We start from the raw sequence: 21750 nt of genomic DNA, 5'->3' as shown, positions 1-21750 counted from the left end.
TACTTCATACCAGTATCAAGCATCATTACTTCTTCTATATTCGTAATCCAAACCTTTACTATTTCATGAGAATGTAATTTCATTGTATATTCTTTTTGATAAGGTATAACTGTATCTTTTATTTTCCATGCGTTAATATGTTCGTCCCAAGTTAGCGGAAATGACTCTTTCAATTCAAGATTCGTAATGTTGTTGGTCCACTCTCCACCAACTGTTACCTCTGGATGTTCATACGGATTCAAACCACACTTATGTAGTCTGTTTTTATAGCTTACTAGTAATAGTTGTTGCTCCATAACTTTTCTCCTTCTTCACTCTAATGTCAAGAACACCGCTGCTACTCTGCACTTGTTGTAGCTTCCGCTGGAGTTGTTTGCTCTGTACTTGGTGTCGCATCTCCTTGAGTTGGTGTTGTTTGCTCTGTATTTGCCGCTCCACCTTCTCCTTCTGTTGTTTGCCCTGCATTTTGGTTCATTTCTTCACTTGATGTATCTTCTAATTTTTCATCTTTCATGATTTCACTATATTCTTTCTCATAATCTTTTAACTGTTGTTCGTATTTCTTTAACTGATCATCTCGCTCTTTACCTGACAACTCTTTGTCATTTTTCAAAGCTTCAATTTTCTGAATTAGCCCGTACATAATAAGCTGTGCGTCACCAAGTTGTCTTCCTAAATCTAGCGACTTATCGAAGTCTCCTTTACCATTATAAATCCAGTACATTAAGTATTTTTCATCACTTTTTAAACTTACATTTTTCATAATTGTTTCTTTTTGTTTATCCGCTAATCTTTCAACTCTAATGTAAGAGTATGCTAGCTCATATTTTGCTGTTGTTGGTAATGATTCTACTTCTTCATCTTGCAAGTGCTGAATCACTTCATCATAATTATCTGCAATAAAACTTGTATTCGCTGCTAATAATGTATTTTGATACGGTACTTTCATAAAAAGTAAATATATAAGCGGCATAAGTAAGACAACTGTTGCTGCTATGAATGAATACGATAAATATTTAAATAGCTTAAAGCGTTTTTTCGGTACAAGTTGCATACTTTTTTCGGCTGTTGTTTGTTCTTTTTCAAAACTTTTATTCAAAAGCTGAATAAGCTCATCATAATCGTTAATACTAGCAACATTTTGTTCAAATGCAGTTTCTTGCTGACTCTCTAGCAATCCGCCGTATAAATCATCGTAAGTATATTTTTTTGAAAATAACGCAACAATGAGACATTTATACTGGGTTAAAAATTGTTCATCTGATAATGGTTTAGGGGGAACAATATCGCGAATACCTCGATGGACAATATAAGGTATAAAATTATCATCAAACACAATATTGTCAGGGTGCATAAAGAAAGTAACTCGTTTGTGTAAATACATTTTAAAGCGAGCTATATTTCGAAGTAATCGTAGTTTTTCGTTTCTTTCTAGTTCTTTTACATCTTTCCATTTCTTATATTTTTTATCGACTACATACATAAATGTATATGTACTATCATCTTCCTTCACTGTTGCCGGTACAAAAACTGTCGATGGCTCCATAAATAATTGCAGTTGTCGAAAATCTTTTACATATGTTTGTGATTTAGCGACTTCCAAACTCCATTTATCTCCATCTATTTCGAATTGATATTCTGTTTCGCCCATCACAATTTTCTCCTCTGTCATGTTCTCTCTTTCTCCTTTTCCACTTCGATACATACGTGTTCTCTAACTAGTACTACGCAAAATTACAGAACACCACTCTAGCTATTTACAATACTTGTAATATATCTCCATCTGTTATTTTATAATCTACAAGGCGATCGTCATCTGTTATAACAATCAATTTATTTGTAACCTTTATCACATAATGTGTTTGGTCATAATTTTCAATTTTTAATGTTTCTATTAAGTTTCTAATTAAATATTTAACAGATTGATGATTCGGAATGCGTAAATCATATACGCTTCCATTCCACTTCTGAAAATCTACGGTAACATTAATATGTGTTTGAATAGCCATTCTGTTCTTACCTCCAGCTTTTTCGAAGGATGATATAAATACCAATGCAAATAAGAGCAATGACAGCAATTAGTAAACCTGTAACCACATTACTGATTGACTCTCCATTCATTTTATCCCCTTGATTCATTTCCTTTCCTTCTAACTTCACTGCATAATCTGAGTGAAATAAAGTTTGCAATGTACTCTTCAGAGGATTAACTATTTGTTCATCTAAAAACAAAGAAGAATACAACTCTTCTTTCTCTTGTGTTTCTTGTCGTTTCCTATCTTCCATCAAACTCGTTGTTTCTTCAGAAAACAAATCAATCGCTCGCTTATCAAGCTCTGTTTCTTTTTGCTCTGGATTTCTTTTTTCTTCATCTGTTTTCTCGATTCGATCCACTTTAAATTCCAATTGTCCGCTATCATTTAAATAGCTTTCTGCCGCGCCCCTTATCGGGAGCGCGACAAATAAGCATACAAACAACACAAACGATAGCTTAACCACTAATTTCCATTGTTTGTTCATCTAACTCAACTTCTTTCTTTTCTTTACGCAAAACAAGTAAATTCGCAATAAATCCAACGATTGCGATAACAAGAATGCTAATAAAGATCATATGATCACCAGTCTTACCACTCATAAAGTCATTAAAGAATTCTTCTACATATTGAAGTGGTGAGAACTGTTGCCATTTTCCAATAGAAGATACTTTAGTTGTTGCATTTCCAACTGCATCTGTTAAGAACAAGTACATACTGAAACAAAGTAATAAAATAAACATCCCGATCATTTTCGCTTGACGTAATAAATATGATGCTATGAAAATAAACGATGCCATAACCGTTGTTATAAATGATATCCAAATTAACGTTTGCGAGTTTCCGAATTCTAATAGATGCGCTGAAACAAGGCCGATTATAACACCTTCAACAATACTAATCCCAAACGCTACAGCTGTAATTGGGAAATTCATTGCTATTAAAGACAATTCTTCTTCAAAATCATCCGTTTGTTTACGCTGCTTATCATAATTTGCAATAACATACGCTGTAAATAACGCAACAATAAAGCAAACTAATACAATTAAATATGGTGTAAATGCATCTCCTGCAACAATAATACCTGCATTTTGTTTTTCAATCGGATTTGCTAAAAATTGATATAAATTTTCATTCGGACGATCCCCAATACGGCTATTTGCTAATACTTTTGTAAAGTTTTTAGAAAATTTCTGATCATCGTCTAGTTTCTTTGTTAAGTTTTTCAGTAATGTATCTGCCTTCGATACAATCGTTACGCCACTACTTTCAATTTCTTTTGCTTGATTATTAATTCTATCGAAAGTATCATATACACTTTCAGAATTAGAAAGGCTTCGTTCAGATTGCTGAGCTAACGCTTGACTTTGCGTAAATAATGAGCTTGCTTCACTATTTAACTGCAACACTGCTGTTTGTTCTTCTTGCCTGCTACTTACAACATTTTGCTGTTCTTTCATTAAATCTAAACTACTCTCACGCCAAGTAGCTAACGCTTTTAAATATTCGCTTAAACTTTCATTCATACTTTTTGCTTGTGCTGTTGTTTCATTTAATACTTGCGTTAAATGTTCTGAATTTTTATCCGCTTCATCTACCAGTTTTTTATATTCTTCTACTTTTTGCTTTAAAGCTTTCGTATCAGCTGTTACTTCAGCATGAATTTCAGAAGAAACAACACCAGCTAATAGTTCAATAACATCTTGTTTTATTAACATGTGGTATAACGAGTCTGTTGTTGCAATATCATGTAATGTTCCTGCTTCTAACTGACTTGTTAAATTTGGAGACTGCATATCAAAACCGTAGTATAATCCATAAAGACTCAATAGCTGTTGATAATACTGCAGGTCGCTTACCTCTTCTTCCGATGAGTTACTATACAACCGCTCTTCTTTTTCAAAAATAATTTTGTTGTTTGTTCGTTCAATCGTTTGTTTTTCAACATTTGTTTGCACGACCGTTTGTTGTTCTTTTTTCGGCTGCTCTACATCTTTTTCATTTGCAGCTTCTTGTTGAACCGTTTCATCTGCACCAGTAGTTGCATTTTCTTCTTTTCTTTCTTCATTCGTTACATTACCGCTTGATTCATCTTCTACATTTGTACTTACTTGTTCTTTCTGTACTGCTTCATTTACTTGATTAGTTTCAGACGTTGTAGATGTAACAACTTGTTCATCACTATGGGTTAAACTCCACTTCCATGTTACAGGGGCAAGTACATCTATATTTGCCTTTACATCAAGTAATTTTACCCTAGCATGTACTTTTAATTTTCCTGCCTCTTGTGCCGGAAGTGTTACATAGCCGTTATTTAAAAACTCCGTTGTATAATCTTTTCCATTAATGGTTAAAGACCCTGAACTCCAATGCAAGCCAAAATAATCTGGAAGATATAATTGGAACGTTTGTGGTGAGTTCATTTTTTGTATTGTCTCTGCTGACTTAAAAACAATCCCATCATTTGCTAACTTCTCTTTTATACGCTCAACCGATTCCCCAATTGGTATATCTCCGTCTTTCTCATAATCAAAATCGTTCTCTTTTCCATACTTCTTTGTAACTTCAATAACATTCTTTAATTGAACTTTTGTCTCTGCTGAAACTTCAAGTTCATCCATCTCTTCTAAATCCACACTTGGGAGCTTTTTTATCGCTTCTTCAATATGCTTCTTTATCTGGTTATTCGGCTGTTGCATAAAATTACTTACATATATTTCTTTTTCATTATCATTCGAGAGTGTTTTTTTCAATTTCTCATATAAAACCTCTTGAATATCTGAATTTAATTTTTCTGCTAACTCTACATCATAATCATTAATTTTGCTGTTTACATCTTTTAAATATTGCTGTACAGCTAATGAATCAGACAAAATATTTGCTTGCTCATTTGTAGAGTCAAACTGGCTAGCTATCATTTTATTTGTAGACTCTAGTACAGATAAGTGTTTTAAAACATCTTCTGCACTCATACTAGTCGTAAAGTCATTTAATTTATTTGTAAATCCACCGGTTACTACATCCCCAGCTTCTTTTGTCTTTTGGAGATTACCGAAGTTGTCTACAAGAGAAGCATTTGACTGTGAACTGCCATCAATTGTTTGATCAAAGGTTTTTAAAACATCTTGAAATCCACCAAAATTATTGACCAAACCATCCGTATAGTTTTGTACAGACTGGAATTGATTTGTATAACTAGCTAGCGGATTATGTACATCTTTTTGATACGCATTCATATGTTCTTGTTCTTTTTTGATAATCGTACCAATATTATTTTGCGCAGTTTGCAATTGCCCTATAATACTTGCAAAATATACATCTATAACACGGCTATTGACATCTTCCACAATCGCAGCAGCCGCTTTTTCGGCTTCTAGTTTCAAATCATCGTTTCCGCTTGCATTAATTTTATAATTCAGTGTTACTTTTTCTGGATATTCTGAATGAATGGAGACTGCTTTACTAGAAAAATCATTCGGAATAACAATCATTAAGTTATAACTATTATTCTTCAAGCCATTTTCTGCAACTCCGCGACTCACTACATTCCACTGATGTTTATTATCTTTTCCTACACTTTTAACAAACTGATCTCCAAATGAAATCTTTTCACCTTCAAACAATGCTCCTGCGTCTTCATTGACTAAAGCGATAGCCATTTTTGATGTACGTTGTATATCTTCCCTTTTAAACTTTTCAGTTAAAGCTAAATAAGAAGTTCCTGCTGACAATGCAAGAGCCAAAATAATAAATAACAGGATACTCCACTTCATTTTTTTCAAGTTGTATCACTCCTGCAATGAAAAAATTCATTGTCTATTGTTAATATTTCTTTAAAGAAGAAATCAGCCATGCAACCTAAGGTCGTATGGCTGATGCGTATATCTTTCATAGCTTGTCTTTTAATTAGTTAAGACCGAAGTTTTTAGATAGCTCTTGGTCATGTGCTGCAACAGCATCTGCAGTTTTCGTTAACTGCGTTTGAATATCTTCTAATAGTTGTGCAAAGTTATTTACCTTTGGCTCTAAATCAGTGAACTGACGATCGAATCCATCAAACGCTTGACCTTCCCACTGCGTTCTCAAATCATTTTGTAGTCTCTTTAAATCTTGAAGAACATCGCGCACCTTTTGTGAACCATCTCCATAACGTCTCGCTTTGTCCTTTAATTCTTCTGGGCTCATACGAATTTGTCCAGCCATTTTTTATTTCCCCCTATCAATTTAATAAAATCGTAAAATATTTTTCAATTTCACGACATAATTATAGCAATAAGTACCAAAAATTAAAACAAAAATTACATCTTTTTCTAAATAAATCCTATATATTGGATATTCATAATATCGTAATAGAAAAATAATAACTGCTAAATCTAACTTTTTCGCCTGAAAAACCTAATAAGTTTTTAACTTTTCTGAAAATAAATCCCGAAGATATTGTATAATATTGTAAACAACATTCAGGATATATTATGCTAAAAAACTACTTTTTTCATTATTACAAGCAATCATCACAGTATTTACACTACTCATATGATGGACACTCCCACCTTTATTTACAAATGAAAAACGAGTATATTTATTTCCTATTGCTTGTTTATCAATACTATCTACCCTGCAAATACTTTGAATGATGATTATATAAAGGAGGAACATAACAAACAATGTATTGAAGTCGCATATAGCAAGGGATTACGCTCTGGACATATGATACGAGTACGTCTCATAAAAAATATGATAAATGAACAAAATTCTGTTACATATGTACATGCTCAAAATGATAGAAAACGTTCTTCTATTTCTACATAAAATAAAAAGGCAATCTCCAACGCAAGATTACCTTTTTATCCCGCTATTTGCGGGGGATGGAGAACCCTCCCGCTGATTGAATTTTCACTTTATTTACCTTTAAATTTGTTTCCTAAATGAGTAGCTTGCTTTTTCATACCCTTCTCTTTCATAAAAGCGATGAGCGTCTATTCTTGGAAATGCTGAAGTTAACACAACAGATGAACAACCATGCTCTCTTCCCCATACTTCAATGTGTGATAGCATTTTCTCTCCATATCCTTTTGAACGATGGGCTTCCGCTGTAATAAGGTCATATAAAAAAACATGTTTTTCATGATAAAAATTTATGCAAATCCCTATCCCTGCAAGTGTGACAACTTCCTTCTGTTCATTATACATCGCAAATAATTGGTACCTCTCTTCTTTCATCCTATCCCAAAGCGAAAGCGCTTCTTCTTCTGAAAGATTCGTTCGTAATTGCTTTAAAACTGGAAATACCTCTTCAAACTGCTTTACGGTTTTTACCTCTTGTACATACATCATATTTCCCTCCTATAGTTTATAAAATATTCAAGATGTTCTATACTCATAGTAAAAAGATTCTGCCTTTTCCGAAAGTGACAGTTCATAACTTTTTTATAGTGCCAGTTTAGGAGGGACATAACAATGGAGCTCGCTATTTCGTTACAAACAACAAGTAAAATACCATTGTACATGCAAATTTATCAGCATATTAAACAAGAAATTTGGAATGGAAATATCAAAGTAGGTAGCCGCCTCCCCTCTCACCGTAACTTATCTTTACAACTTGGCGTAAGCAGAAATACGGTAGAGTGTGCCTATCAACAACTCATTGCGGAAGGCTATGCAGAAAGTAAACCAAAACGTGGTTTATTTGTTTCCCGTGTAGATTATAGTGTACAGCAAAATGAGAACAACGCGGGACAAACTACAATTGTACCAATGCCTACAGAAACATTTCGTTATGATTTTCATCACGGTAGTATTGATACAAATTCATTCCCTTTATCAACTTGGCGAAAAATCATGTCACATTCATTCTTACAATATGAAAGTGAGTTATTTACGAACGAAGACCCTCAAGGTGAGTGGCAGCTTCGAAATGAAATTTCACAATACTTATATAAATCCCGTGGTGTTTGCTCTACTCCAGAACAAATCATTATTGGAGCTGGTACGCAGCAATTACTTTCTCTATTAGTACAATTGTTTCCTAATAATTATAAATATGGAATGGAGAACCCGGGGTTTCACCGCGTGAGGGCGGTGCTAGAGAGTTACAACTTACCCATCCATCCAATTCCTTTACACGATAAAGGGATTTGTATTACAGATTTATATAAAAGTGGAGCAAATATTGTGTATGTAACACCTTCTCACCAATTCCCATTTGGAATGATTATGCCACTTTCTGAAAGAATGAAGCTATTAAAGTGGGCAAATGAAACACAAGGTTATATTATAGAGGATGACTATGATGGGGAGTTTCGTTACGTTGGGAAACCGATTCCTTCCTTACAAGGATTAGATCGAAACAATCGTGTTATATACGCCGGAACATTTTCAAAATCATTTTTGCCGTCTATCCGGATGAGCTATCTCGTTTTACCTAGCGATTTACTATGCATTTATAAGGAGCGCGGCATAATTATTAAACAAACAGTACCAAAAATACAGCAACTTGCCTTTTCTGAATTTATGAAGCATGGGTATTGGGAGCGTCATTTAAATCGTATTCGCACAGTATATAAAAGAAAACACCAGCGTTTAATTTCAGCCATTGAAGACGAACTCGGACAATTCGTCCGGATTATCGGCTCTCAATCTGGCCTACATATCGTTTTGCAAGTTCATAACGGCATGACCGAAAAAGAGCTGGTTCAGTCTTCAGCTAAAAAGAATGTAAAGGTATATCCCCTTTCTCTTTATGACATCACTGGTCATTTACAAAAGGAATCTTATGTGTTACTTGGATTTGGAGGAATCCAGGAAGATGAAATCTCTAATGCCATTACATTATTAAAAGAAGCATGGTCCTAAAGTAAAACTTTACTCAGCGGGGGTTTTCTCCATACCTCACTGAGTGTTAGCCCGACCAATCAGACTTTTACAGGCTGTTTATCTCTTACCTAAACTTCTTCGCTTTCCTCAAGTTTTGAGATAGAAGTCTTACAGCCCGGTAATGCGGGATAAACAAAAAAGAGTCGTCTCAAAATTTTGAGCGACTCTTTTTACATTTTATTTAGCTGAACGAGAAACTGCACCTTTTCGCTTCACACCAGTTGTTTCTGTTGAAAACGAAGCTTCTAATATCGCACTTGGATCTACAGAGAGAACGAGATCTTTCATTTTTGGATACATAAATCGGTTTGTAATACAATAAATGATCTTTCGTTGTTCTCCTAAAAAACCACCTTCTCCATGTAGATACGTAACAGAGAGTTCAAACTCTTTCATCAATAACTGACCAATTTCTTCACTTTTATTTGATATAATCATGACACTCTTACCTTGATTAATACCATCTAAAATGAAATCAATCATTTTTGTTACGATATAAAAGATCGCCAATGAAAACATCGCTTGTTCAACGGAAAATAAAATTGCTACAAATACAAAAATCACAGCATTTACTGCCATTAAAAATGTACTAATTGGAACTTTAAAATGTTTATTCATCCAAACGGCTAACATTTCTGACCCGTCAATGGCCCCGCCCATCTTTACAACAATTCCTACACCGACCCCAAACAATACACCACCATATAAAACAATTAGCAATTCAGATGTTGTAATTGCTGGAAAAGGCTTTAAATATACTAATCCAATTGTTGTAATAATATTTGCATACGCTGTACGAATGAAAAATTTCTTTCCCATTACTTTTGCTGTAAATAGCAATATTGGAATGTTAATTCCTAAAAACACGCCATATAGTGGCAAGCCAGCTACTTTATTTGCCATAATCGCAATCGCCGTAACCCCACCGTCTACTAAACCATTTGGCGCTAAAATTAATTCTAACGCTCCAGCTACAATGATGGATCCAACCGTTAACATTACATATTCTAATACCTTTTTCATTCAATCCCCCCAAAACATATATATTTTCTTATATTTATTATATAAAACATTTACGAAAACTACAAAGAAAGCGACTTATTATGCAAATTCAAAACGTATATTGTCATATTTTTAACATACTCTCCCTTCTCTTGTTGTATAATACATATCAAATTTCAAAAAGAGTAATAGTTGTGCAAATACATAATGAGTGGATCGAAACAGATAGCAAATATATTTGCGAACAATTAATTGTATTTAGTAAACAACAAATCCCATCACAAGAAAATACGCCTTTCGAAAACATTTGTTTAACAGTAAGAAATAAAAGGTGGACTCGTCGCTACACTGTTTGAGGGATGTTTACATGTACACTTTTTATCTATTTAGCCAAGAATACTCCTTTTTCAAGGAACGTGAAGGGCATAGCCCATTGAGTAGATAAAAAATAAAAAGAAGAATGGCAGCCCATTCTTCTTTTTATTTTCTTAATGTATTTACAACAGCAACAACTTCACCATTTTCTTTATAGATACGCGGAATTCTACGGTCTAACATACAAGTTACTTCATAATTAATTGTCCCTAATAAATCTGCTACTTCTTCTACTGAAATTTCTTCCGTATTTTGCTTTCCGTAAAAAACAACTTCATCTCCAACTTGAACAGGCATCGCTTTCGTGACATCAAGCATAAGCTGATCCATACATACTCTTCCGATAACTGGTACACGAACACCATTAATCAATGCATGACCTTTGCTAGATAATTGACGACTAAAACCATCTGCATAACCAATTGGCACTGTCGCAATCCATTCTTCTCCAGTTGTTACATACGTGTTTCCGTAACTCACACCACGGTTTGCTTTGGCACGCTTGATATGAGCTATCCTGGATTTTAACGTTAATGCTGGTTGTAACGAAACGGTAGTCTTATCAACTTCTTTAGACGGATACATACCGTACATTCCGATACCAACACGAACCATATTTTGAAATGTATGCTGCATTTCCATCGTTCCTGCACTATTTGAGCTATGAATAAGTGGAATATCTAACCCAACTTCGGCTGCCATACTTACCGCTTTCTCAAACAACTCTGTTTGCATGATCGTATATGCTTTATCTATTTCATCAGCAGTAGAATAATGAGTAAATATTCCCTCTACTTTTACATACTGCATTTCTTTTACTTCTTCTAAAAATGGCTTTACTTCTTCCTCTTGTAAACCGATTCGGCTCATTCCAGTATCGATTTTAATTTGAATACGTGCTTTTTTTCCAATTTGTTTAGCAGCTTCATTCATATACCGCACATCTTCCAAACGATATACTGTCATCATAATATCATATTCAATCGCATCTATAGCCGCTTCTTTTGGTGTATACCCTAATACTAAAACCGGCACCGTAATTCCTGCTTCACGCAGTTCGATTCCTTCGTCTATAAAAGCAACAGCAAGGTGACTCACTCCAGCAGCAACGGCCGCTTTAGCTACCCCAACTGCCCCATGTCCATATCCATTTGCTTTTACAGCTGCCATTATTGCAATATTTTCATCGTTTACATGATTTTTAAATTCATTTATATTATGCTTGATTGCATTTAAATTAATTTCGATGACTGTATCTCTTCCATATCTCGAACTCATATATATAAACTCCTAACTCAGCAATTGCTATCCACTCTATTTTCGTTCTCTATAACCTTTAACACTATAATACGTTTCGGTTTCTCAGTCAAACTACAAGAATTTTCAAAATTTTAAACATGGTATAATATTCTCAACAATTAATTATAAACGAATGCGAGGGGATTTTCAATGTTTACAACAGCTGCCCTACATCAATTGGAAGTTGGTGTAAAATCGATGATACAAATACTACAGCACGTTTCTTATGAAGAACTACAATTACAACCAATACATAATAAACGCTCACTTTTTAACATTTGTACACATATGGCACTTATACCACATGCTGATTTATTAATTGCAAATGGGGCTTCAAAAGAAGAGTTAGATAGATTTTACAATCGTTACACCTTTTCTACTACCCAAGATATTCAAAAAACGTTACTAGAAAGCTTCCACTTTCTTCGTGAAACATTTCAAAGTTACTCTATTACAGAACTAAAGGAAATTAATCAATCTTACTGGGGTGTTTCATATACACGTTTTGAGTGGCTCCTGCAAATCGTTGCACATTTTTACCATCATCGTGCGCAGTTACATACACTTTTAACAGAGCATATTCGCGATCTACACATACCGCTGTTTGAATAACTACACAAAAAAATCACTCATAACAGAGTGATTTTTTTGCTTCGTATGTCTAATGGGAACAAGGCATTGAAAAGGGACTTACAAATATGATTGTATCACCTTATTTTTACAACAACTTTGAGAAAAAACAGACGCAATATTTAGTTAAGATACTTTATAACATATAAATGTTAAAAACTATCCTTTTTAATAGGAGAACAAGTTACTCGATGCATATGATTAGGACCTTTTTCTACTCTATGTTATTTTCGCTTCCCTTAAGTTTTGAGGATGGGAGCCTTATAGCCTGTTAATACGGGATCAAAGTTTACTGAAACAGTAATGTTCTATCCATTCACTTTTTCTGCCTCCCAATAGTACTCACTAAATGCTTCTGTTAACACATCAACGGTATTATATAACTCCTCTAAGGTGTTATCTACACCGCCAATCTCTACTAAAATAGAGTTTGGAGATAAATCTTGATTGTATACACCATTACCTTCCCTGCGATCTTTATTAAAAACCCCTCTACTAATCCCTGGATAATTTTTTTCCAAATAACTATTAATTTCTTTCGTAATTTTTATATTCTCATTACGCCCCGCATTCTCCATACCAATAATAAAATATAGCCTCGCATATGGCTTTCCATTAATAACTTTTGTCGTTTTTTCCTTCGTTGCACTATCACGATGAATATCAACCGGGAATGTAATATTCTCATTTTGCGCAATCGCTTCTTTTACAATTCCTCGCGATGCATCGTATGACTTATACCACTCCCAATTTTTTTCCGCCAATAAGTCTCCCATATTCGTTTTATCGTGTAAAGTTGGTATTCCCTCTGCCTCTAGTTGCTCTTTAAAACGCTCTCCTAAAAGTGAAATATTTACATCTGGACTTGATGCACTTTTAGCTCCTGGTAACAATGGAAAAAATGACTCCCAACTATGTGAGTGATAAATAAATACTGCATTTTTCCCTTGCACATTCTTTCCCTTTTCCTTAACTGGATGATTTTTCTCTGCCTCTTTCACTTTTTCTTCTGCTACTTCACGTTTTTTTGTCACTTCATCTATCGGTACACTCGATTCATTTGGAATATTTGTAAAATCAGTTCCTTCCCCAGCTACAAGAATTTCAGAATAATAGCTTGACATTCCAGGAACTTCCTTCCCAACTAAAGTTCTTATATCCTCTAATTGTATATCAGTCGCTGCTGAGAATAATAGTTTCCCTGGAGAAATACGCCTTTCTTTTTGAAAAAAATCAGAAGAAAAATAACGATTCCCACTTTCTAGTACTTGCATAAACCCATGAATCGAAACTTTCCCAAACCATTGATTTACATAGTAAGACTTCATTGTATAAAATAATGTCGTCATAAGCGCTGCCGCCACTAACATAACGAATACATATGATAATATGAAAACAATCACCTTTTCTCCACGTACGTGAGTTGCATACTTTTTCACCGTATCACCCTCTCCGTACATACATATGTACAAGCCCTCTACAATATACATCTGATATTTTTATTCTAATGGGAGCTTAGAAATACTGCGAAATTTATCGAAGAATGCAGAATGGCCGATAAATCACTGAAAATGGCCGAATAACCTTCAAAAATAGCTGATAAAGCACTAAAAATAGCCGAATAACCTTCGAGATAAAAAAACAATCAAAAAAAAGAGAAATGACGAATCATTTCTCTTTTTTCTCTTTAAAGATTTCTCCAATTGCCCCGAGCGTTCCAAGTGTTTCAATTGCATTTGATGGGATAAACACTTTGTTTGCCGGTCCTTTTGCAACTTCTGCTAATGATTCAAATGATTTGTATGCAAGAACGCGCTCATCTAAATTCGCCGCATTTAATAATTCAATTCGGTTTTGTTCTGCTTTCGCAATCGTTTCAATTGCTTTTGCTTCACCCTGAGCTTCTAATTCCTTCGCTTCACGAAGACCTTCTGCTTCGCGAATACGGGCTTCTTTATCTCCTTCTGCTATTAGGATTTTACTTTGTTTTTCCCCTTCTGCACGAAGAACTTTATCTTGCCTTGCCGCTTCTGCTTCTAAAATAATTGCACGTTTGTTTCGCTCTGCTTTCATTTGCTTTTCCATCGCTTCTTGCACATCTTTTGGTGGATTAATATCTACCACTTCAACACGTTCGATACGAACGCCCCACTTTTCTGTCGCTTCATCCAGAGCTAAGCGAATTTCTGTTGAAATCTTTTCACGCCCTGATAGCGTTTCATCTAGTTCCATTTTCCCGATAATTTGGCGCATCGTTGCAGATGTAATATTACGGACACCATATTCATAATTTGAAATTCCATATGTTGCAAGTTCTGGATCAACAATTTGATAGAAAATTATCGTATCAATTTCAACCTGAACGTTATCTCTTGTAATTACTTTTTGCGGTGGTACATTTGTTTGTTGAATACGTAAATCATGATAAATGCGCACACGATCAATAATTGGAATAAGGATATTTAAACCTGGTTGCATTATCCGTTGAAACTTACCAAGTCGCTCTACAACACCTACTCTTTGCTGTGGAATAATTTTTATTGTTAATGCAATAAATACAATTACAATTACGGCTAAAACAATAGATAAAATTAAACTAGTCATTCTATCTCACACTCCCTTTCAACATGTACAACAGTACTGTTTCTTTTTATCACTACTACCCGTTCCCCTTCTAATATCGGTTCATTTGCAGCAGCAGTCCACGTATCACCATCTACTTTCACAATTCCATTCTCACTTTCTGTAATCGATCGTGTCATAACTCCTCTCTTACCGATTAATTGATCAACTGCATCGGTATAACCTTTTGCCTCTTTAAAATTTTTAGAAATACGTTTTGTAAAGACAGTAAGAATTAAACTAACAACTGCCCCAATTATAACTTGTAACAACAAAGAGTCTGGTAGAAACAAAGCAATTATTCCACCGACAACTGCCCCAATTCCAAGCCATAATAAGTAAAAGGTAATCGTAAGCATCTCAGCAACAAATAATAGCCCTGCAATAATAAACCAAACAACCCAGCTCGCCATACGTACCCCTCGCTTTCTCATTTGCCTTATATAAAATATATATGATGAATAGCAATGTTTATCCTTTTTATTACTAACAAAACGCTATATTAATATATTCTTTATTATATATGAAAATCCTTCTTTTGTGAAAAATAATAAAGTGAAACTTCAATCAGCCTGACCAATCGATCTTTTACTGGCTGTTAATCTCCCACCTAAACTTCTCTGAATCCTCTAAGTTTTGAGGTGAAAGTCTTACAGCCAGTTAATGCGGGATAAAATGAAACTTCAATTCTTGAAGGGCTTCACACCTCAAGAATTATCATTCTAATAAAATAGATTAAAACAAAAGTTTTCAAAAAAATACCTTTACATTATAATAGGTATTATAATGTAAAGGTATTATAATGTAAAAAACACAAAAAATGGAGAGATGGAATGAATCGAACACTTTCTACATATTGGTTTGCTAACATGTGTATCTCTTTAGCCGATGTCATGTACATTATGATTATTACGACTCATATATACCTTTTCACAAAATCAGCGACTATCGCTGCCCTATTTCCTTTATTAAAAATTATTATGAATGTTTTTGCGAATATGTCAGTATCATCGTTAACAAATCGCTTTCCATCATCGACATTACTCATCAGACTGCAACTTATAAAAACAACCTTTTTAATCACGTTAACAGTCCTATTTCCGATTCTCTCACCAAATATTTTCACGCTATTTATATTTGTCGCGATTATTTCTTTATGCGAAGGTTGGAGTCGCCCTTTACTATACACAATTATCCCTCGCTTAGCAGAAGAAAATCAATTAGCAAAAGTGAACAGTATCTTCACATCTTCCTCACAAATTGTACAAGCTGCCGCTTATACATTTACTAGCATCATCGTTATTATGATTAGTGTACCATTCACTATGATGATCAATAATGTTTGCATGATACTAAGTTGTATCGCTTTATTTATCGTTACACGCAAGTTACAAACAGGTGAAGAACAATCTATAAAAACAAACACACTAAAGAAAAGTTGGTCATTATTATTTCAGCATCCGTCACTTAGAATGGTTACGATTATGGATATGATTGAGTCATTAGCAGGTACTATTTGGATTGGAGCTGTAACAATGGCCTTTGTAACAACTGTACTTCAAAAAGGAGCAGAGTGGTGGGGGTACATTAATACAAGCTACTATATCGGCACAATTTTAGGAGGACTACTAGCATGGCGCTTTAGTACATATATTCAAAACAACTTAATTCGAAGCATGGCCTTTGGTTCTCTTCTATTTAGCATTCTTACTTTCTTATATGGAATTAATAGTAGTGGTTTCATCGCTTTATTATTATGTGTCTTCATGGGTCCTGCCTACCAATTTCGTGATATTGCCCAAACGACCGTTTTACAAACGAGCGTCGCACCATCATTATTATCAAACGTCTACGCAGCACATCATACATTAGTTTCGGCGATGTCCGGTATATCTATGTTAGGCGTTGGAATGATTGCTGATTTATTTGGAGCACGTACCGTCTATATCGTCGCATCTATCCTCATTCTATTATCAGCAACTCTTTCCTTTACACTATTAAAACAACAAAACAAAGAAAACGGTGTTTCCCTTTAAAGGGAAACACCGTTTTCTTTGTTACACACGCATACCTTCTACTACATGTAAAAATTCATCTTGCCTCGCTATCAAAGAAGGACACTTTTCAATGTCGATCCATTTGTATGAAAAAACAAGACCTTCATCCTCTTCCCCTGCACTTACTGTGTGATCCCAGCTATCATTTGTATTTTGAAGTAATGTCATATGGAAGAAATGACGTTTTTGATATTCTTGTTTTTCTTTCACATACATGATACAGTCACCAACAAATCGCTCAATAAATAAATCCCGAAGCCCTGACTCTTCAAATACTTCCCGCAATACTGCTCCTTCTAATGTTTCTCCCTCATCTACTGTACCTCCTGGTACTTGAACTCCTGCTTCTGGAATATCACGGTGTGTATGAACAAGTAGCTGCATCAGACCATCTTTCTCTCTTGTAATATATGCATATACTTTCTTTTTATATAACGTCGTCATCCTTCATTTCCCCTCTCTACTATGTTCATTTCACAACTTCTTCTAATGTGAGCTGATTTTCATATAAATACGTAGCATGTGGATTTCCAACGTAACGAACATGCCACGGCTCATATGTGTAACCTGTTACATGTTTTTTCTCTTCTTCATATCGGATAATAAACCCAAACTTATGCGCATTTTGAGCAAGCCACTTTCCTTCTTTCGTATTTCCAAACGAATCATCTAACTGAAACTTTGCCGACTGTGACGTTATATCCATCGCAAGTCCCGTTTGATGTTCACTTGTCCCTGGAACCGCACTAGACATTGCTGTTTGCGCCTGCCCATCTTGATGTGTATACATCGTGTGTAATGCCTTTTGACGATGAAATGAGCGAAAACCAGATACCGCAAATAAAAAAATACGATCCTTTTCTGCTTGTTGAAACATTTCTTCTAAAGCCGCAGCAGCTTCTTTTCGCATTTTCTTTTTTTCATCATACCCTTTGTAAGAGAAGCGAACATTTGGAATGACTAAATCTTTCGGTTTATAAGCGTCTGGTAGGCTTCTTTTTTTATTGACGAGCACAAGAGTAGAATTCGGATTATTTACAACCGCCACATCTCCTTCTTTGTTTGCGATTGTCTCCATTTCTGCCGGAAAAACTACCCCACTATTCACTTCCTTACTCTTTTTGTTCCGTTGTACATACTTCGTCCCTATAACAGCCATGAGTGCTATCATAATAATTAAGCTACATACTATCCATCTTTTTTTCATATTGTACCTCTTATCTGAAAAGTTTGGTCATGTATTCCCGTCCCATACCATCTACAATCAGAAAACAATATGACTATGAATTTTATTGCTATACACCATACCATCTTGTCCATTCATACATTCCACTAAACCGCTTCTTTTTCGTTACATAGTGAATATTTGCTGCAACAGGGGTTTTATTTTTCTTCTAAATATTCTCCATGAAATACAAATTCTCTAAAACGACTGTCAATTCCTGTCTTTAATAAGAAAGACACCAGAATAAATTTCGACGAAAAAACGTGAGCACTAATGCCCACGTTTAACCATCTTTCTTTCCGAATAAGCCTTTCAATTTCTTCGGCGAATATACGAACTGACAAGAATAGACTAAGAAACTTTAGGCTATATTGTCAATGAGGTGACACAATTTGAAATTGATAATTGCTATACTCCCGATTTTATTGTCTTACATCTTTTTCTTATTTTCTATGCATAAAACATTTCGCTTTATTTTAAACATATGCGCTTATCTTTCTATGTATGGACTTAGTACCATTGTCGCATTTACTGTATACGATGTACTCATACAGGACAAGGTATTTATGACGACCATCCATAAAATTTTATTAAATCCTTTTTTTCTTATAACCAGCACTTACATCGGTATATACATATTATACCTTTTACTACAAAAGAGCTTTTCAAAAACATACATATAACAAGGTGATTTTATGAAACGACACTTAAAATGTTACTTTTGCAAAAAATATATTGAAGAAAAACGTAATCTTGTTACAACTGCATTATTTCTAGATTTACGTGTTTTTCATGGCTATTGTTTTGAAAAACAATTACTAAAGTTCAAATATCCTTTTTCAAACATTTTTCCTATCAATACATTGTTTGGCACACTATTCACATGTTATACATTCTGCATCGGTATCATTTTACTCATAACAGAACCTTCTATTATATGGAGCATCTTCTTCTTTCCTTTTCTATATCGTCTTATTTCCTATTGGAAGATTGAACGTTACTTTTAAAAAAAGTTTCTGATTGTCCACGCGGAATACTTAAGCAATTCCAACCTTTATCATTTAGCATTTTACCAATATAAATCATCTGTCCAATATGAGATGCATAATGAGAAACTTGCCGCTCAATTGCTTGCATAACTGTATGTGCTTCACCACGAATATACACCCTTTTTCCAATATCATCAGCGGTTAATGCCCTTACAGCTAAAAATACAAATTCCCACCCTTCATCCCACGCTTTTAATACTTCTTCTTTTGAAGAGTAGCTACCTTCAAATTCTTCGTCTCTATTACGATCATCTTTCTCTCCATCCGCTATTAAAAAATCTGTCCACCTTGAACGCATATTACCTCGTAAATGTTTCACAATAATTGCAATGCTATTTGTTTCCTCATTAGGCGCCCAACACATTTGTTCGTAGGATACTTGTGCAAGCGTTTTATCTCCTTGCTTTCGGACTTCTTCTAAATTTTCCAGTGCACATTGTAAGTATGCTTTTGCAACATTCATTTGTTTATCTCCTTTATTAACGAATTAATGTACCATTCGCAACTTCTATATTAGGCTGAAGTAATATTACATCTCCTTCTTCTGGCACACCTCCAAGAACAAGTACTTCTGACTTAAAACCAGCAACACGTTTTGGCGGGAAATTCACAATTGCTACAACTTGTTTCCCAATAAGCACTTCTGGTGTATAACGCTTCGTAATTTGTGCACTAGATTGCTTTACACCTAACTCTCCAAAGTCAATTTCTAGCTTAATTGCTGGTATTTTTGCTTTTTCAAGTGGTTCTGCATGCCGAATTGTACCAATTCTAATATCTAGTTTTAAAAAATCTTCAAAAGTCGCCATTTATAACACCTCCACACCAATATAATTAGACATAAAATGATAATTCCCTTTGCACTTCGCTATATAAAAAACAAGAGGATACTATACAGTATCCTCTCTTGCTAACAATATATAAAAGGTTTATGCACCTTTCTTTTGCACTTGTTGACTTGCTTTTGGCTTGTAGAAAAAGAATCCAAGTACCCCACCAATAATTGATGGAACTAACCAGCCAATTCCCTGTTTATATAATGGAAGGAATTGCAACGCTTCTGATACAGGCCCAAAATTCATTCCTACACTTTCTAACCCATTTAATAAACTGATAATAAACGCTCCAGAAATCGCTCCAATATATACAGTATTTCGTTGCCCAATAAAGGAATGCGCATACGATAATACAACAAGAACAATGGCTACTGGATAAATGATAATTAATACCGGCAATGTAATTTCAATAAGTTGTGTTAAACCTAAGTTCGCTACAACTAAACTAAATACAGAAACAATAATGACAACAGCTTTGTAGGATAGCTGTGGAAATAATTTCGTGAAGAATCCACCACATGCTGATGTTAATCCTACTGAAGTTGTTAAACATGCAAATGTAATAACAAATGCAAGGAGTATTTTACCCGTTGTTCCAAACAGCTCATTCACAACATTTGTTAAAATTAAACCACCGTTATCAGAAACGCCAAGTGATGAGCTTGTAGACCCAAGATAAGCAAGGGCGAAATAAATAAGTGTTAATCCAATTGCTGCAATAACTCCTGAAATAATAGTGACCCTCGCAACTTGTCCACTTTCTTTAATCCCTTTCGAACGAATAACTTGTACAACAACAATTCCAAATACAAGGGCACTTAGTGCATCCATAGTAGAATACCCTTGAATAAATCCACTAAAGAAAGCATTTTCTTTATACGCTTCAAACGGTTCAGCTGGTGCACCAATTGGATCGATTAATGCTTTTCCAACAATAACCGCTACAATAATTGCAAGAGCTGGTGTAATGATTTTTCCAAACCAATCAATTAATTGTGATGGGTTTAAAGATAAATATAACGTAACTGCAAAGAATACAACTGTATACGGTAATAACACATACCATTCCGTCGCGATTGCCTCTGGTACAAATGGTTTCATTCCCATTTCAAATGAAACTGCACCGGTACGTGGTATCGCAAAAAACGGACCAATTGCTAAATAGCTGATAAGTGGGAATATAAAACCAAATATCGGGTGCACTCTAGATGATAGCGCTTTCAAGTCGCCATCTACAGTTGCCACAGCACTTACTGCTAATAACGGTAAACCAACCCCTGTTACTAAAAATCCAATTGTGGCCATCCATACATTTTCACCAGCTTGTTGCCCTAATATTGGTGGAAAGATTAAATTCCCTGCTCCTAAAAATAGTGCAAAAAGCATTAATCCAATTGCTAACGTATCTCCTGTACTAAGTTTTCCTTTCATACTTCATTTCGCATAACTCTTTTCTCTCTATATTTATTGAAAAGCTGTTATGCATTCCTCCTCTCTGCTTATGATATGACTAGATGCTTTTCTTCTCCATAATTTCCCCTCTAAAATTCTACTTAATTCCTTGATATAATTATTTTTGATTTTTCTGAATATTCAAACCAAACAAATTAATATGCTATGGAGTAGATCTTGTCTGACTTCTTATGTTCTTCTCACACATATAGTAACACACTAGTCAAAAAATAAAAACATATTTTTTATAAAAAATTTTTAGAAAATACTATTCTTTTTCTTATCGCTGCACAAATA

Annotated in this window: 20 protein-coding genes and 2 pseudogenes; 5 read left to right on the top strand and 17 right to left on the bottom strand. The window is 34.6% G+C overall.

Annotated elements, in window-relative coordinates; genetic code table 11:
* Positions 1–11: 11 nt before the first annotated feature.
* The 7 genes and pseudogenes from BAMA_RS25615 to BAMA_RS08550 form a co-directional block, all read right to left on the bottom strand.
* Positions 12–296, bottom strand: a pseudogene (locus tag BAMA_RS25615) (FtsK/SpoIIIE N-terminal domain-containing protein); the annotation flags it as partial.
* Between the two features lie 179 nt (positions 297–475).
* Positions 476–1672 (bottom strand): annotated as a pseudogene (essB, locus tag BAMA_RS08575) (type VII secretion protein EssB); the annotation flags it as partial.
* Positions 1673–1757: 85 nt separating this feature from the next.
* The gene (locus tag BAMA_RS08570) at positions 1758–2009 is read right to left on the bottom strand and encodes an EsaB/YukD family protein (protein WP_034638293.1); all 252 of its coding nucleotides are present in this window, start codon (positions 2007–2009) and stop codon (positions 1758–1760) included.
* 7 nt (positions 2010–2016) lie between these two features.
* On the bottom strand, positions 2017–2520 hold the full coding sequence (gene essA, locus BAMA_RS08565) for a type VII secretion protein EssA (RefSeq protein ID WP_034638291.1): 504 nt from the start codon (positions 2518–2520) through the stop codon (positions 2017–2019).
* Entirely contained in the window at positions 2492–5806 is a 3315-nt protein-coding gene (gene esaA, locus BAMA_RS08560) for a type VII secretion protein EsaA (RefSeq protein WP_051758906.1), read from the bottom strand. The genes essA and esaA overlap by 29 nt, the downstream gene beginning before the upstream one ends.
* A gap of 133 nt (positions 5807–5939) precedes the next feature.
* Positions 5940–6236: a WXG100 family type VII secretion target gene (locus BAMA_RS08555; protein ID WP_034638287.1), complete on the bottom strand. Its 297-nt coding sequence runs from the start codon at positions 6234–6236 to the stop codon at positions 5940–5942.
* Between the two features lie 705 nt (positions 6237–6941).
* Positions 6942–7364, bottom strand: coding sequence for a GNAT family N-acetyltransferase (locus BAMA_RS08550; protein ID WP_034638285.1), 423 nt, complete (start codon positions 7362–7364; stop codon positions 6942–6944).
* 126 nt (positions 7365–7490) lie between these two features.
* Between BAMA_RS08550 and pdxR the strand changes: the two genes are divergently transcribed.
* Positions 7491–8885 carry a MocR-like pyridoxine biosynthesis transcription factor PdxR gene (gene pdxR / locus BAMA_RS08545; RefSeq protein ID WP_034638283.1) on the top strand — a complete coding sequence of 465 codons (1395 nt, stop codon included), beginning with the start codon at positions 7491–7493 and terminating at the stop codon, positions 8883–8885.
* A gap of 198 nt (positions 8886–9083) precedes the next feature.
* On the opposite strand, the gene BAMA_RS08540 is transcribed toward pdxR, so the two are convergent.
* Positions 9084–9929 carry a YitT family protein gene (locus BAMA_RS08540; protein WP_034638281.1) on the bottom strand — a complete coding sequence of 282 codons (846 nt, stop codon included), beginning with the start codon at positions 9927–9929 and terminating at the stop codon, positions 9084–9086.
* Positions 9930–10102: 173 nt separating this feature from the next.
* Between BAMA_RS08540 and BAMA_RS24470 the strand changes: the two genes are divergently transcribed.
* Positions 10103–10264, top strand: coding sequence for a hypothetical protein (locus BAMA_RS24470; RefSeq protein WP_157405969.1), 162 nt, complete (start codon positions 10103–10105; stop codon positions 10262–10264).
* 124 nt (positions 10265–10388) lie between these two features.
* Here BAMA_RS24470 and alr read toward each other — a convergent pair whose 3' ends face one another.
* A complete protein-coding gene (alr, locus tag BAMA_RS08535; protein ID WP_034638280.1) occupies positions 10389–11561 on the bottom strand; it encodes an alanine racemase in 1173 nt (390 codons plus the stop codon).
* Between the two features lie 171 nt (positions 11562–11732).
* On the opposite strand from alr, the gene BAMA_RS08530 reads away from it, so the two are divergent.
* Positions 11733–12194 (top strand): DinB family protein, encoded by a 462-nt coding sequence (locus BAMA_RS08530; RefSeq protein ID WP_034638278.1) that lies wholly within the window; start codon positions 11733–11735, stop codon positions 12192–12194.
* A gap of 326 nt (positions 12195–12520) precedes the next feature.
* Here the strand turns inward: BAMA_RS08530 and spoIIP are convergent, their stop codons facing one another.
* The 3 genes from spoIIP to BAMA_RS08515 all read right to left on the bottom strand — a co-directional run bounded on the left by spoIIP (position 12521) and on the right by BAMA_RS08515 (position 15247).
* The gene (gene spoIIP, locus BAMA_RS08525) at positions 12521–13651 is read right to left on the bottom strand and encodes a stage II sporulation protein P (protein ID WP_415782892.1); all 1131 of its coding nucleotides are present in this window, start codon (positions 13649–13651) and stop codon (positions 12521–12523) included.
* Positions 13652–13880: 229 nt separating this feature from the next.
* Positions 13881–14816 carry an SPFH domain-containing protein gene (locus tag BAMA_RS08520; RefSeq protein WP_034638274.1) on the bottom strand — a complete coding sequence of 312 codons (936 nt, stop codon included), beginning with the start codon at positions 14814–14816 and terminating at the stop codon, positions 13881–13883.
* The gene (locus BAMA_RS08515; protein WP_034638272.1) at positions 14813–15247 is read right to left on the bottom strand and encodes an NfeD family protein; all 435 of its coding nucleotides are present in this window, start codon (positions 15245–15247) and stop codon (positions 14813–14815) included. Before BAMA_RS08515 ends, BAMA_RS08520 begins: the two co-directional genes overlap by 4 nt.
* A gap of 420 nt (positions 15248–15667) precedes the next feature.
* On the opposite strand from BAMA_RS08515, the gene BAMA_RS08510 reads away from it, so the two are divergent.
* A complete protein-coding gene (locus BAMA_RS08510; RefSeq protein WP_034638271.1) occupies positions 15668–16870 on the top strand; it encodes an MFS transporter in 1203 nt (400 codons plus the stop codon).
* Positions 16871–16891: 21 nt separating this feature from the next.
* Here BAMA_RS08510 and BAMA_RS08505 read toward each other — a convergent pair whose 3' ends face one another.
* Positions 16892–17335, bottom strand: coding sequence for an NUDIX hydrolase (locus tag BAMA_RS08505; RefSeq protein ID WP_034638269.1), 444 nt, complete (start codon positions 17333–17335; stop codon positions 16892–16894).
* A 25-nt stretch (positions 17336–17360) separates the two neighbouring features.
* A complete protein-coding gene (locus tag BAMA_RS08500; RefSeq protein ID WP_034638267.1) occupies positions 17361–18098 on the bottom strand; it encodes a M15 family metallopeptidase in 738 nt (245 codons plus the stop codon).
* Positions 18099–18508: 410 nt separating this feature from the next.
* On the opposite strand from BAMA_RS08500, the gene BAMA_RS25145 reads away from it, so the two are divergent.
* On the top strand, positions 18509–18799 hold the full coding sequence (locus tag BAMA_RS25145) for a hypothetical protein (RefSeq protein WP_084157941.1): 291 nt from the start codon (positions 18509–18511) through the stop codon (positions 18797–18799).
* Positions 18800–19088: 289 nt separating this feature from the next.
* Here BAMA_RS25145 and BAMA_RS08495 read toward each other — a convergent pair whose 3' ends face one another.
* From BAMA_RS08495 to brnQ, 3 genes are all read right to left on the bottom strand, one after another.
* Positions 19089–19628, bottom strand: coding sequence for a DUF1572 family protein (locus tag BAMA_RS08495; protein WP_034638266.1), 540 nt, complete (start codon positions 19626–19628; stop codon positions 19089–19091).
* A 16-nt stretch (positions 19629–19644) separates the two neighbouring features.
* Positions 19645–19974 carry a chaperone CsaA gene (csaA, locus tag BAMA_RS08490; RefSeq protein ID WP_034638262.1) on the bottom strand — a complete coding sequence of 110 codons (330 nt, stop codon included), beginning with the start codon at positions 19972–19974 and terminating at the stop codon, positions 19645–19647.
* A 120-nt stretch (positions 19975–20094) separates the two neighbouring features.
* Positions 20095–21432, bottom strand: coding sequence for a branched-chain amino acid transport system II carrier protein (gene brnQ / locus BAMA_RS08485; RefSeq protein WP_034638261.1), 1338 nt, complete (start codon positions 21430–21432; stop codon positions 20095–20097).
* Between the last annotated feature and the right edge of the window lie 318 nt (positions 21433–21750).

This window comes from Bacillus manliponensis (genome assembly GCF_000712595.1).
GTDB classification, from domain to species: Bacteria; Bacillota; Bacilli; order Bacillales; family Bacillaceae_G; genus Bacillus_A; species Bacillus_A manliponensis.
Note: the sequence above shows the minus strand (reverse complement) of the source record. Positions and strands in the feature narration are given on the sequence as shown.